General features: G+C 64.4%; 15 protein-coding genes. 5 read left to right on the plus strand and 10 right to left on the minus strand.

Translation table 11 applies throughout. The features are described from left to right. Positions 1-30: 30 nt before the first annotated feature. The 10 genes from ABDB84_RS07085 to ABDB84_RS07130 all read right to left on the minus strand — a co-directional run bounded on the left by ABDB84_RS07085 (position 31) and on the right by ABDB84_RS07130 (position 7866). Positions 31-492 carry an outer membrane lipoprotein gene (locus tag ABDB84_RS07085; RefSeq protein ID WP_345919009.1) on the minus strand — a complete coding sequence of 154 codons (462 nt, stop codon included), beginning with the start codon at positions 490-492 and terminating at the stop codon, positions 31-33. A 13-nt stretch (positions 493-505) separates the two neighbouring features. After that, the gene (locus tag ABDB84_RS07090; protein WP_345919010.1) at positions 506-1441 is read right to left on the minus strand and encodes a carbohydrate kinase family protein; all 936 of its coding nucleotides are present in this window, start codon (positions 1439-1441) and stop codon (positions 506-508) included. A gap of 8 nt (positions 1442-1449) precedes the next feature. Then, positions 1450-1950, minus strand: a complete 501-nt coding sequence (tpx, locus tag ABDB84_RS07095) for a thiol peroxidase (protein WP_345919011.1) — start codon at positions 1948-1950, stop codon at positions 1450-1452. A 38-nt stretch (positions 1951-1988) separates the two neighbouring features. After that, positions 1989-3167: a zinc-ribbon and DUF3426 domain-containing protein gene (locus ABDB84_RS07100; RefSeq protein ID WP_345919012.1), complete on the minus strand. Its 1179-nt coding sequence runs from the start codon at positions 3165-3167 to the stop codon at positions 1989-1991. Between the two features lie 130 nt (positions 3168-3297). Further along, positions 3298-4188, minus strand: coding sequence for a 50S ribosomal protein L11 methyltransferase (gene prmA / locus ABDB84_RS07105; protein ID WP_345919013.1), 891 nt, complete (start codon positions 4186-4188; stop codon positions 3298-3300). Between the two features lie 32 nt (positions 4189-4220). After that, complete coding sequence (accC, locus tag ABDB84_RS07110; RefSeq protein ID WP_345919014.1) at positions 4221-5570, minus strand: acetyl-CoA carboxylase biotin carboxylase subunit; 1350 nt, start codon at positions 5568-5570, stop codon at positions 4221-4223. A 9-nt stretch (positions 5571-5579) separates the two neighbouring features. Next, positions 5580-6041: an acetyl-CoA carboxylase biotin carboxyl carrier protein gene (gene accB, locus ABDB84_RS07115; protein WP_345919015.1), complete on the minus strand. Its 462-nt coding sequence runs from the start codon at positions 6039-6041 to the stop codon at positions 5580-5582. A gap of 49 nt (positions 6042-6090) precedes the next feature. After that, positions 6091-6537: a type II 3-dehydroquinate dehydratase gene (gene aroQ / locus ABDB84_RS07120; RefSeq protein ID WP_345919016.1), complete on the minus strand. Its 447-nt coding sequence runs from the start codon at positions 6535-6537 to the stop codon at positions 6091-6093. A gap of 162 nt (positions 6538-6699) precedes the next feature. Continuing rightward, positions 6700-7245, minus strand: a complete 546-nt coding sequence (locus ABDB84_RS07125) for a TlpA family protein disulfide reductase (protein WP_345919017.1) — start codon at positions 7243-7245, stop codon at positions 6700-6702. Beyond that, positions 7246-7866 carry a hypothetical protein gene (locus tag ABDB84_RS07130; RefSeq protein WP_345919018.1) on the minus strand — a complete coding sequence of 207 codons (621 nt, stop codon included), beginning with the start codon at positions 7864-7866 and terminating at the stop codon, positions 7246-7248. It abuts the gene before it with no gap. A gap of 239 nt (positions 7867-8105) precedes the next feature. Between ABDB84_RS07130 and mpl the strand changes: the two genes are divergently transcribed. The 5 genes from mpl (at position 8106) to ABDB84_RS07155 (ending at position 13470) form a co-directional block, all read left to right on the plus strand. Beyond that, entirely contained in the window at positions 8106-9473 is a 1368-nt protein-coding gene (gene mpl, locus ABDB84_RS07135; protein ID WP_345919019.1) for a UDP-N-acetylmuramate:L-alanyl-gamma-D-glutamyl-meso-diaminopimelate ligase, read from the plus strand. Between the two features lie 21 nt (positions 9474-9494). Beyond that, entirely contained in the window at positions 9495-9875 is a 381-nt protein-coding gene (locus ABDB84_RS07140) for a DUF2946 family protein (RefSeq protein WP_345919020.1), read from the plus strand. Positions 9876-9970: 95 nt separating this feature from the next. Further along, entirely contained in the window at positions 9971-10495 is a 525-nt protein-coding gene (locus ABDB84_RS07145) for a YcnI family copper-binding membrane protein (protein ID WP_345919021.1), read from the plus strand. Positions 10496-10581: 86 nt separating this feature from the next. Continuing rightward, positions 10582-12900 (plus strand): TonB-dependent receptor, encoded by a 2319-nt coding sequence (locus ABDB84_RS07150; protein WP_345919022.1) that lies wholly within the window; start codon positions 10582-10584, stop codon positions 12898-12900. A gap of 87 nt (positions 12901-12987) precedes the next feature. Then, on the plus strand, positions 12988-13470 hold the full coding sequence (locus ABDB84_RS07155; protein ID WP_345919023.1) for a copper chaperone PCu(A)C: 483 nt from the start codon (positions 12988-12990) through the stop codon (positions 13468-13470). Positions 13471-13478 lie beyond the last annotated feature (8 nt).

Below are 13478 nucleotides of genomic sequence, written 5' to 3' on the forward strand. Positions count from 1 at the left end.
GCGGCTCACGACGATGGGCTGCCTGCAGGCTCAGTGTGTGACGCGCGTGGTGCCATTGCTGTAAACGACGCGCACCCGTTCGCCGGAGGTGAATTTGTCCTCACCCATGCCTTGCACGACGATGATGTTGTCACCGTTGTCGAGCTTGACGGTCAGTTCCAGCGCTTCTTCGCGGGTCAGGCCTTCTTCACCGATGGCGCCGACGATGCCGCCGGCGACTGCGCCGACCACGGCACCGACGATGGCGCCCTTGCCCTGACCCATGGTGCTGCCGGCGACGCCGCCGACCACCGCGCCGGCGCCGGTGCCGATACCGGACTTGGTGCCTTCGAGCTTGACCTTCTTGACGCCGACCAGGGTGCCTTCACGGAAGGTCATCACGCGGCGCGCTTCATCACGCGAATAGACATCGCCGGCCTTGCTCGACACGCAGCCGGTAGTGCCCAGCACGAGGGGGATGGCGAGGACGGCAAGCAGTACTTTGGTGTTCATCTGATTCTCCGGATCAAAGGGCTTCGCCGTAAGTGGCGGCAAAGCGGGTCGCGATTTCGTCGCGGGTCGGCACATGGTTCTGGCAGCCGCGATAGGCGATCTTGATGGCGCCCATCACTGAGCCGAGCTGGGCCGATTTGACCAGCGTCCAGCCCTGCGCGAGGCCATACAGCAGACCACCGCGATAGGCATCGCCGCAACCGGTCGGGTCGACCAGCTGGGTGGCGGGCACACAGTCGATCTCGGTGAGCTTGCCGTGTTCGTAGATACGCGAACCTTGTGCGCCGAGTGTGACAACCAAACCTTCGACACGTTCCGCCAGGGCTTCGAGCGTGAGGCCGGTCTTGTCGCAGATCAGGCGTGCTTCGTAGTCATTGACGGTGCAGTAAGTGGCCTGGTCGATGCAGGTGATGAGGTTTTCAGCGCTGAGCAGCGGCAAGCCCTGGCCCGGATCGAAGATGAAGGGCACGCCAGCTTCTGCGAAATTGCGGCAGTGGGTGAGCATGCCTTCGAGCCCGTCGGGGCCGACCAGACCGTGGCTGACGCCGGCGGCTGCGTCCTGCACGCGGTTCTCGTGCGAGCGCATCATCGCGCCGGGGTGGAAAGCGGTGATCTGGTTGTGATCGAGATCGGTGGTCACGAAGGCCTGGGCCGTGTAGGTGTCGGCAACCGTGCGCACGAAACGTTGATCGATGCCCAGCTTGGTGAGCCGGGCCAGATACGGCCCGATGTCCTCGCCGACGGTCGCCATGATGCGCGCGTCGCCACCGAGCAGGTGGATGTTGTAGGCGATGTTGCCGGCGCAGCCACCGAATTCACGACGCATCTCCGGGACCAGGAAGGAGAGGTTGAGGATGTGGATCTGGTCCGGCAGGATGTGCTTCTTGAACTGGTCCTGGAACACCATGATGGTGTCGTAGGCCATCGAACCGCAGACGAGGATGCTCATGGAATGTCTCAGGCCAGTGCTGCCAGTGCGGCGGTGTAATCGGGTTCGTTCTTGATCTCGCTGACCAGCTCGGCGTGGATCACCTTGTCGTTCTCGTCGAGCACCACCACGGCGCGGGCGGTCAGGCCGGCGAGCGGGCCGCTCTGGATGTCGACGCCGTAGGCTTCGACGAATTCACGACCGCGCAGGGTCGACAGGGTCAGCACGTTCTGCAGGCCTTCGACTTCGCAGAAGCGCTTGGCAGCGAAGGGGAGGTCGGCCGAGATCACCAGCACCACGGTGTTGGCGAGGCTGCTGGCCTGTTCGTTGAACTTGCGCGTCGAGGTGGCGCAGACGGCGGTGTCGAGGCTGGGCACGATGTTGAGCACCTTGCGCTTGCCGGCGAAGCTCGACAGCGGGGTGTCTGCCAGATTGGCGGCGACCAGGCTGAACGCCGGGGCCGTTTCACCGATTTGCGGGAACTTGCCGCCGATGCTGATGGGGTTACCGCCGAGGGTGACTGTGCTCATGTATTGCTCCTGTTTTCGGGTTGGGGGTGTTGCGCTTGTCAGCGATAGAAGACGCCCAGACGATAGCCCAGCGCCTGGACATTGCTGCCCAAGGTGAGATGGGTCGTCAGTTCGCCCTGGGCTTCGAAAGCCTTGCTCTGGCGCAGTTCCACCGGCAGCCATTCGGCCGGCTCCAGCACGCGGCGCGTGAGGGTCCGCTCGTAGCGGTCGGTGAGGGTGACATCCAGCTGCGGCCAGGCAACCGGATACGCTGCTTCGTTACGCACCGTGAAGGTGAAATTGTAGGCCTCGCGCTGCTCCGGCGCTGGCGTCAGTTCGATACCGCCGAGCACGACCAGATCTTTCGGGTAGGGCACGCTGCAGCCCAGGCTTTGGCAGGCACGCTCGAGCAGCGGCCGCAAGCCCGGCTGCCAGCTGGCCAGCTGGGTGCGCAAGGCGAAGCTCGTGCTGAGCAGGGCACCGACGAGCAGCAGGCAGTTGGCGAGGATCAGGCGGCGGCGCGCACGCTTGAGTTCGAGTTGCTGCGCCGGATCCAGCGCGAGCGGCAGGCGTTCGTCGAGGAAGATCGAATGCAGCTCGGGCATCGCCTCGCTGTCGGGCAGGGCATTGATACTGATCGATTCGGCCAGCTCTGCGCGCGATTCGGGGGCTTGTTCGTCGTCGTCGGCCGCGCTGCGCGCTGCTCCGTGCGGTGCGGAAACGGCTGCGGCATCTGCTGAGGAATTGGGCTCAGCCGTGGGTTCGATGCGCGGCGCGGCGGGGTCGGCATTCGGCGTGGGCGCTTCGTCGGTGAGCAGGCGCAGCTTCTGCGCCAGTTTCTGCTCGTCGTGAAAATCCGGGCCGAAGTCAAATTGCAGGCTGAATTCTTCGATCTCGCCGGCCTTCAGCTCCGGCTCGCGCCGCTCGCCGGGGCTGGCCTCATCCGGCGCTGTGGGGGCATCCGCAGGCGCGGCCGCCGCGCTTGCGACAGGCATTTCCGCCGGCGCTTCACTGGGCGCAGCAGCAGGTGGCGTGCTGGGTTCGCTGGCCGGAATGGGCTCGGGGCTGTGGCTGCGCGCCTTGCCGGCCGGGCTCTCCTCGCGCATCTCGTCGAGATAGGAGAGCGCGGAGAAAGCGACGTGGCAATGTCCGCAACGCACCCGGCCGCCGCGCAGGTTCAGCTGTTCGGGGCGGATGCGGAAGCTCGTCAGGCAATGCGGGCAGCGGGTGATCAGCAAGGCTTCTTATGTCCGGGCGCGATTCACAACAGGGTTTCCCGCCCCAGGCGCGTGCCCGCGCTGTGCGCGGTGCAGGCCTGCGGCGAGGGCGTCCAACAGGGCTACAAGGCTGAGCATTGTAGCGCCTGGCTCAGCTCTCCAATCTTACCCAGCCTTCGTATTCGTCGCCGACATGCAAGGCGATCCACGGCTGGTAGGCGGCGATCACCTGTTCAGCCTGGGTGGCCAGCACGCCGGACAGCGCCAGTTTGCCACCGGGGGCGAGATGCGCGGCAATCGTCGGTGCCAGGACGCAGAGCGGATTGGTGAGGATGTTGGCGATCACCCGATCATACTGGCCGGACAGCTCCTGCGCACTATCGAGCCAGCGCGCGCTGACGCCATTGCGTTCGGCATTGGCGGCGCTGGCGACGATGGCATGCGGATCGATGTCCACACCGAGCACGTCGCGCGCGCCCAGTTTGGCCGCGGTGATGCCGAGGATGCCGGAGCCGCAGCCGTAGTCGAGCACGCTGTGGCCCGCTTCGACATTGCTCAGCAGCCACTGCAGGCACAGCCGGGTGGTCGGGTGCGAGCCGGTGCCAAAGGCCATGCCCGGATCCATGATCAGGTTGATCGCGGCGGGGTCCGGCGCATCGTGCCAGGACGGCACGATCCACAGCCGGTCGTCGATGTGGATCGGCTCGAACTGCGACTGCGTGAGCTGCACCCAGTTCTGTTCGGCGATCTCTTCGACGCTGAATTCCGGCACGCTGGCGAGGCCCGCCGCGGCCGCGGCTTCGGCCAGCATGCGGGCCAGATCGGCCGGGTTGTCGTTGCTGCCATCGAACAGCGCGATGACGCAGCTGTGATCCCACAGGCGTTCATTGACGTGGCCGGGCTCGCCGAACTGCGGCTTCTCCAGCGCGGTGCCGGCGTCGGCATCTTCGATGCTGACCGACAGGGCCCCGGCTTCCATCAGCGCCTCGGAGAGGGCTTCAGCCAGGGCCGCCTCGGCCTTCAGGGTGACGGACAGATACATCGCGGGGCTTTCGCTGGGCTGGGCAGGCAGGCTCAATCCTTGGTCGCCGCCAGGCGGTGCTCAAGGTAGTGGATGCTGGTGCCGCCCTGCATGAAGTTGGCGTCGTGAAGCAGGTCCTGGTGCAGCGGGATATTGGTCTTGATGCCTTCGACGACCATCTCCGACAGCGCGATGCGCAGGCGACGGATCGCCTGGTCACGCGTGTCGCCGTAAGCGATCACCTTGCCGATCATCGAGTCGTAATGCGGCGGCACGGTGTAACCGGCATATACATGCGAGTCGACGCGGATGCCCGGACCGCCCGGCGTGTGCCAGGTGAGGATCTTGCCCGGCGAGGGCGTGAACTTGTAGGGATCTTCGGCGTTGATGCGGCACTCGATGGCGTGGCCCTTGAGTTCCACTTCCTTCTGCTTGTAGCGCAGTTGCAGATTGGCGGCGACGCGGATCTGTTCCTGCACGATGTCGATGCCGGTGACCATTTCGGTGACCGGGTGTTCGACCTGCACGCGCGTGTTCATCTCGATGAAGAAGAACTGGCCGTTTTCGTAGAGGAATTCGAAGGTGCCGGCACCACGATACTTGATGCGCTTGCAGGCATCGACGCAGGCCTGGCCGACCTTGGCGATGACCTTGCGGTCAATGCCGGGTGCCGGTGCCTCTTCGATCACCTTCTGGTGGCGGCGCTGCATCGAGCAGTCGCGTTCGCCCAGGTAGATGGCGTTGCCGTGCTGGTCGGCCAGCACCTGGATTTCCACGTGGCGCGGATTCTCCAGGAACTTCTCCATGTACACCGTCGGGTTGTTGAAAGCGGCGCCCGCTTCGGTACGTGTCGTCGTCACCGAGGAGAGCAGGGCGCCTTCGCTATGCACCACGCGCATGCCACGACCGCCGCCGCCGCCAGCGGCCTTGATGATCACCGGGTAGCCGATGGCGCGGGCGATCTTGACGATTTCCTTGGGGTCATCCGGCAGTGCGCCGCCCGAGCCCGGCACGCAGGGCACGCCGGCTTCGAGCATGGCTTGCTTGGCGCTGACCTTGTCACCCATCAGGCGAATGGTTTCAGGACGCGGGCCGATGAAGACGAAGCCGGAGGATTCGACACGCTCGGCAAAGTCGGCGTTTTCCGAGAGGAAGCCGTAGCCGGGGTGGATCGCTTCGGCATCGGTGACTTCAGCGGCGGCGATGATGCGCGGCACATTGAGGTAGGACTGGCCGGAAGCGGCCGGGCCGATGCACACCGACTCGTCGGCGAGCTTGACGTACTTGGCCTCGGTATCGGCCTCGGAGTGCACGGCGACCGTCTTGATGCCCATCTCGCGGCAGGCGCGCAAGATCCGGAGTGCAATTTCGCCGCGATTGGCGATCAGGATTTTTTCAAACATGGTTGCGCATCAGCCGATCACGAACAGGGGCTGACCGAATTCGACCGGCTGGCCGTTTTCAACCAGGATGGCCTTGATGGTGCCGGCCACTTCCGCTTCGATTTCGTTCATCAGCTTCATCGCTTCGATCAGGCACAGGGTCTGGCCGACGTTGACGCTCTGGCCTTCCTTGACGAAGGCTTCGGCGCCCGGCGAGGAAGAACGGTAGAAGGTGCCCACCATCGGCGACTTAAGCACATGGCCAGCCGGCAGTGCATTGGCTGCCGGAGCTTCGACGACGGCGGCCGGCGCCGGCGCAGCGGCCGGGGCGGCAGCGGCCGGTGCGCTGACGTAGTTGACGGTGGCCGGAGCGGGCGCTGCAGTGGAGTGCTTGGCGATGCGGACTTTCTCTTCGCCCTCGGTGACCTCCAGCTCGGCGATGCCGGACTCTTCAACGAGGTCGATCAGTTTCTTCAGCTTGCGCAGATCCATGTTTTGCTCCAGTGCAGCGGGGCGACGGGGCCCCGGAATTTCGGTTGATTCAGCGTGCCAGCAGGCGGGCGAGGGCGTAATCGAGCGCCATGCGGTAGCCGCTGGCACCCAGTCCGCAAATCACGCCGACGGCGATGTCGGAAAAGTAGGAATGGCGGCGGAAAGCTTCGCGCGCATGCACATTGGACAGATGCACTTCGATGAAGGGAATCTTGACCGCTGCAAATGCGTCGCGCAGCGCCACGCTGGTGTGCGTGTAGCCGGCCGGGTTGATGATGATGAAATCCACGCCTTCGTCACGCGCAGCTTGCACGCGATCGATCAGCCCGCCTTCGTGATTGCTCTGGAAGGATTCGAGCTGCACACCCGCCGCCTGTGCTTGGGCGGCCATGTCGGCATGGATGTCGGCCAGGGTCGTGCTGCCGTAGATTTCCGGTTCGCGCGTGCCGAGCAGGTTGAGATTGGGGCCGTGCAGGACAAGTATTTTTGCCCGCACACCGCTGCCTTCTCCTCCGCCTGCGCTTTTCCTAGCCTTTGATTTGCTGTTGCTGGCACTTTTCATGGCCGCAAGTTTGCCGCAATTTGCGGCGATTTGTCCATTAATTGATGTAATTGCGCGGAATTTACAAATTCACGGCGCTGATGAAGAAGGCGCCTTTCAGCGCCCGGCCTGCAGTTGCGCAAGCTGTTCCTGCAGCAGCGCTTCGCCCAGCGCGCCCAGTTTGATGGCGGCAATGTGGCCATCGGCGGCGATGAAGACGGTAAAGGGCAGCACCATGGCCTTGTTGCCCAGGGCCGTCGCCAGTGGCGAGATCTCCATGCCGCTCACCGGCAGCGGGTAACTGGTCGGGTTCTGCTCGCGAAAAGCTTGCACATGGCTGGCTTCATCGACGCTGATGCCGACAAATTGCACGCCCTGTGTCGCGCGTGCGGCTTTGTCGAGCAGGGGCATTTCCTCGCGGCAGGGCGGGCACCAGGTGGCCCAGAAATTGACCACCATGGGCTTGCCGCGCCATTGTGCAAAATCGAGGATCTTGCCGCTGCTGTCCGGCAGTTTCAGCGCAAACAGCGCCTCGGTGCTGGCCCGGCCGGTTTGGCCGAAGTGATCGCGGAAGTTCCACAGCGCTGCCGCGGCGAGGATGCCCAGCAGTGCCAGCGCGATGGCCAGCCCAATACGCAGCGGGCGGCGCAGCGGGAGGCGCACTTAGCGTGCCTCGACCAGCAAGGCTTGCACGGCTTCGATGCGCGCTCGCTCGCTGGTGCCGCCCGGCGTGGGGCGGCGCGCGCTGCGCTCGGCGAGGTGGTCGTAGATCGACAGACGCACCGGCGCGCCGTCGCAGTCGAATTCGAGGATCGCTTCGGGCGCATCGAAACCGCTCTTGCGCACTTCGCGGTGTTCATAGCGCAGGCCGTGGCTGAGCAGATGGATTTCGACATCCTTGGCGCTATCGGCGTAGATCTCCAGCTCGACGCAGGAGAAGGCGCCCGCCGTGCCGTTGAGCACGGTGCCGGTCAGATAGGGGCGGAAAGGGTGCAGCAGGTGCATCGCTTCGACCGCCGCGCTGCGCAGCGCGAACAGCCGTTCGTCGTGTTCATCGTCCTGGTAGATGGCGAGGTGTTCCTGCAGCGCTTCTTCGATTTCAGCATTGGTCGGCAGGTATTCGCCCTCGCTGATGCCCATCTGGCGAGCCGCTTTGCGCTTGGCGAAGGCATAGTCTTCGACGCCTTCTTCGGCGATCAGGCGGGCGGCGGCGGCGGCAATGGCGCGACGCAGATTGTTCTGGCGCAGTGGAGCGCTGTTACGCGGCGGCTGTCGTGTCGGCATGGCAGGTACTACGATGATCCGGGATAGAATCCAGCCCATTGTACAGGCGGAACAGCTAAAAACATTCACCACAAAGGCGCAAAGAAATCACAAAGAAAGGGCCGCAAAGGCCAATCGCTTGGCTGTCTTGAGTGATTTCAGATGTGCGCAAACCTGCTGCAGTCGCGTGTTTGTCTTGAAGTGCTTGGCGGCCCTTTGCCTTGCCTTTGCGGTGAAGCCGTTTTTTGAGAGATTCATTGATGCACATCCATATACTTGGTATTTGCGGCACCTTCATGGGTGGCGTGGCGCTGCTGGCGCGTTCGGCGGGTTTCACGGTCACCGGCTGTGACGCCAATGTCTATCCGCCAATGAGCACCCAGCTTGAAGAGCAGGGCATTGCGCTGATCGAAGGTTATTCGCCGGATCAGCTGACCATGCAGCCGGATCTATTCGTCATTGGCAATGCGGTCTCGCGCGGCAATCCGCTGCTCGAAGCGATCCTCGACCGTGGCCTGCCCTATGTCTCCGGCCCGCAGTGGCTGGCCGACAACATCCTGCGCGGCAAGTGGGTGCTGGCGGTGGCGGGTACGCATGGCAAGACGACGACCTCCTCGCTGCTGGCCTGGATTCTCGAAGACGCCGGCCTCCATCCGGGCTTCCTGATCGGCGGCGTGCCGGGCAATTTCGGCGTCTCGGCGCGACTCACCGACATGCCTTTCTTCGTCATCGAGGCCGACGAGTACGACACGGCGTTCTGCGACAAGCGATCCAAGTTCGTGCACTACCGGCCGCGTACCTTGGTGCTCAACAATCTCGAATACGACCACGCTGACATCTTCCCCGATCTGGCGGCTATCGAGACGCAGTTCCACCACCTCGTGCGCACCGTGCCGAAGATCGGCCGCATCATCGCCAATGCGCATGAGGATTCGCTGCGCCGGGTGATCGCCAAAGGTTGCTGGAGCGAGCTGGAATGGTTCGGTGGCGAGGGCGAGCAGGCCGGCGAGTGGCAATACGAGGAACTCGACGAGCGTGGCGACACCATGGCCTTTCTGCATGATGGTCACGAGCGTGCCGATTGCCGCCTGCCGCTGGCCGGGCGCCACAATCGCAACAACGCTTTGGCGGCGCTGGCGGCCGCGCGCCACGTCGGCGTGACACCGCAACACGCGGCCGAGGCGCTGGAGCGTTTTGCCGGCGTCAAGCGCCGCCTGGAGCCACGCGGCACGGTGCGCGGAGTCACCGTCTACGATGACTTCGCCCATCACCCGACGGCGATTGCGACGACCGTCGCCGGCCTGCGTCAGCGCATCGGCGAGCGGCGCATCCTCGCCGTGCTCGAACCACGCTCCAACACCATGAAGCTTGGCGCGATGAAGTCGCAGCTGCCGGCCAGCCTCGCGCAAGCCGATGCGGTGTTTTGCTATGCCCATAATCTGGGCTGGGATGCCGCCGAAGTGTTCGACACGATGGGCGCCAAGGCGCGCGTTTTCAGCGATCTGCAAGCCCTGGTCGAAGCAGTGGCGGCGGATGCCCACTACGGCGACCAGGTGCTGGTGATGAGCAATGGCGGCTTCGGCGGCGTGCACGACAAGCTGCTTGCCGCCTTGGCAGGCAAGGGCTGATCTGCGATAGTCCGCCCCGACATGCTCTCCTTCCTGCGCGCACGCTCTCTTCGTCAAACAGCCTGGCTGGCGATTTTCGCCATCCTGCTGCATGCCTTTGCGCCACTCGCGCATGCGCGCATGGCGACGCAGAGCCTGCTGTCGAGCATCTGTACGACAGACGGTGCGCGTCTCGAAGTCATCGCCCTGCCCGATGCGCCGCAAAAGCTGCCAGCGGTCGATCTGAGCAAGCACTGCCCGCTGTGCATGGCCGGCGCACACTTCGCGCTGGCTGATCGCGAAACCCGCGCTTTCGAGCCCGACCATTCCCTTCGTCACGTTCGCATCTCCCTCAGCCAGCTGCCTGCCGTGCGCGTGGCCGTCTGGCGGCATTTCTCTCCGCGCGCGCCGCCGCAAGCCTGATCTCGCCCTGTCTGTGTCCGTGGTGCGCCTGCCGGTGCGCTGCGGCTTCGTCTTGATCAGTGTGTCGCGGCACAACGTGCCGCGCGGAGATTCGCATGTCCCTCAAATACCTCGCTGCCCTGCTGGGCGCAGCGCTATGCCTGCCCGCTGCGCAGGCGCATATCACTCTCGAACAGAAGAGCGCCGTCGCCGGCAGCAGCTACAAGGCCGTGTTCCGTGTCGGCCATGGCTGCGATGGCGCGGCCACCACGGCCATCACGGTGTTTCTGCCCGAAGGCTTTGTCGGCGCCAAGCCGATGCCCAAAGCTGGCTGGCAGACCGAGATCGGCAAGGAAAAACTGGCCCAGCCGTATGACTCCCACGGTACGCCGGTGACCGAGCGCGCGGCGCAGATCAGCTGGCGTGGCGGCCTGCTGCGCGACGCCGAGTACGACGAATTCGTGATCAGCCTGAGCTTGCCGGCCACGCCGGGCAAGCGCTGGATCCGCGTCCTGCAGCAATGCGAGAAGGGGCAGAACGACTGGGCGGCGATTCCCGTCGAGGGTCAGCCCCGGCCGCGTTTCCCGGCCGCCGCGCTGGATCTGCTGCCGGCTGCTGAAGCCCACGTTCACCCGCACTGAGCCATTCACGCCGCGCCGTCCTGCAGCATGACGCCCGGGGGCGTTTGCAGGCGGCTGCGCTGAGCCAACCATTACAGAGAACATTCATGTTGAAACCATTCCAATCCGCCATGCCGCCGCTGCGTCTGGCTTTGCTGGCTTCGCTGAGCCTGACGGCCCAGGCCGAAGAGGTACAGCAACTCGACGCCGTGACCGTTCGCCCCAAGACGGCGACCACGCCAGCGCTGCCGCTGAGTGCGCCGGCCGTTGTCGAAGGCAAGCGCCGCGAGCAAATCGAGGCGACGACCAATCTGACCGACAGTTCCGACGCCCTCAAATACCTGCCCAGCCTGACTGTGCGCAAGCGCTACATCGGTGACTTCGATCACGCCATCACCGCCACACGTACCTCGGGCACCGGCTTGAGTGCACGCACCCTGACCTATGCCGATGGGTTGCTGCTTTCCAATCTGCTGGGCAATGCCAATAACTACACGCCGCGCTGGGGCATGGTTGCGCCGGAGGAGATCGAGCGCGTCGACTTCCTCTACGGGCCGTTCTCGGCGGCGTACTCGGGCAATGCCATCGGGGGTGTGGCGAGCTTCGTCACGCGCATGCCGGAGAAGACCGAGGGGCATGTGTCGAGCCAGTTCTTCTCGCAGGGCTTCAAGCTGTACGGCAGTGACAAGTCCTACCAGGGCGGCCAGCTCAATGCGGCGGTGGGCAGTCGTGCCGGTGCGCTGTCGTTCTGGGTCAGTGGCAGCCATGTGGATAACACCAGCCAGCCCATCGGCTTCGTCAATACGGCCGGAACCACTTCGGCTGCCGGCACTTACACGCCGGTTAGCGGCGCGGTGGCTGATCGCAGCACGGCGGGCGCTGATCGCTGGGTGCTGGGCACCAGCAGCGAGATCCACACCCGGCAGGACAATGCGCGCATCAAGCTGGCCTACGATCTGTCGCCGACACTGCGCGCCGATTACAGCTTCGGGCTGTGGACCAATCATGCCGACCGCCTCTCCAGCACTTATCTGCGCGATGCGGCGGGTAATCCGGTGTGGCAGGGCAATGTCCTGGTCAATGGCCAGCGCTACAACATTGCCTCGACCAGCTTTGCCAACAGCACCCAGGATGCCGAGCACCAGATGCATGCCTTCGGCCTTAAGTCGAACAGCGGCGGCAAGTGGGACTGGTCGGCCAATTTCAGCCTCTACGATTACGCCAAGGACATCCAGCGTTCTTCGGTGCCGGATTCAAGCAAGTCGGAGACCGTCAATGCTGCCGGCACGGCAGGCCGCATTACCGACATGAAGGGCACCGGCTGGCGCAATCTGGATCTGGCTGGCGTGTGGCGGCCGCAGGGGCGCAGCGGTGCGCACGAGGCCAGCTTCGGCCTGCACGACGATCACTACCAGTTGCGCACCGTGGTGTGGAATACGCCGGACTGGATCGCCGGCTCGCCGGGCAGCGTGCAGGGCATTACGCGCTATTCGCAGTTCGATGGCAGCACCGAGACGCGCGCGCTGTGGGCGCAGGATGTGTGGAAGTTCGCGCCGGACTGGTCGGCCACTGGCGGGCTGCGCTACGAGCGCTGGCATGCCTTCAATGGCGCGCTGGCGAGCGCCGGCAGCGCCACGCAATATCTGCCCGAACGGCATGAGCAGTTCTTCTCGCCGAAAGCGGCCTTGCGCTGGCAGGCCACGACCGATTGGTCACTGCGTGCTTCGCTGGCGCGCGCCTATCGCATGCCGACCGTGGCCGAGCTCTACCAGGGCAGCGTGACAGCCGGTTCGGTGGTCAATAATGATCCCAACCTGCGACCGGAAAACGCCCGCTCCACCGAGCTCACCGCCGAGGGCGAGGACATTGCCGGCGGCGTGCTGCGTATCTCGCTGTTCCACGAGCGTGTGCGCGATGCGCTGTACTCGCAGGTCAATGCGATTGCCGGCGGCACGGTGACGACCATCCAGAACATCGACCTGATCCGCAGTCAGGGCATCGAACTGGCCTGGCGAGGCGACAACATTGCCGCTTCGCGCATCGATCTGGCGGGCAGCGTGACCTATGCCGATTCGCGCATCCTCAAGAACGACAAGAACCCGGCCAGCGTCGGCAAGAAACAGATCCGTGTGCCTGACTGGCGTGCCAGCCTGTCGGCCACCTGGCATCAGAGCCCGCGCCTGTCCTGGTCCGGCGCTGCGCGCTACAGCGGTCGCCAGTTCGGCAATATCGACAATAGCGATGTGTATGAGGACACCTACTTCGGCAACACGCGCTTCTTCATGCTCGATGCCAAGGCGGTGTACCAGCTGACGAGCATGCTCAAGGCCAGCATCGGGGTTGATAATCTGGGCAATAACAAGGCTTGGTCTTTCCACCCCTATTCGCAACGCACGTATTTTGTGTCCCTGAAGGCGGACTTCTAGCCCGCGTGATGTGCCGGCCCGGCGGCGCCTCACATGGGGTGGCGCGTCGCAGGGCCGCTTTTCAATCCCTCAAGAAAGGTATCTGCCATGAAATCATTCCTCCTCGCCGCGCTGCTCGGCTGTGCCAGTCTGCTGGCCCAGGCGCACGAATACGATCTGGGCGCGATCCACATCGTGCACCCCTGGGCGCGCGCCACGCCGCCCGGCGCGCAGACTGCCGGCGGCTTCCTCAAGCTGGAGAACAAGGGTGGCGCAGATCGTTTGCTGTCGGCCAGCGCTGGCGTCTCGGAATTCGTCGAAGTGCATGAGATGAGCATGGACAACAATGTCATGAAGATGCGCAAGCTCGACGCCGGTCTTGAACTGCCGGCCGGCAAGACCGTCGAACTCAAGCCCGGCAGCTTCCACATCATGTTCATCAACCTCAAGGCACCGCTCAAGCAGGGTGACAAGTTCCCGCTGACGCTCAAGTTCGAGAAAGCCGGCACGCTGAAGGTCGATGTCGCGGTCGAAGCCATGACGGCCAGCAGCGCACCGGCTGCGGGTCACGACCACGGCCACATGCACTGAGGGAGCGA

The organism is Uliginosibacterium sediminicola (assembly GCF_039631295.1).
GTDB lineage: Bacteria > Pseudomonadota > Gammaproteobacteria > Burkholderiales > Rhodocyclaceae > Viridibacterium > Viridibacterium sediminicola.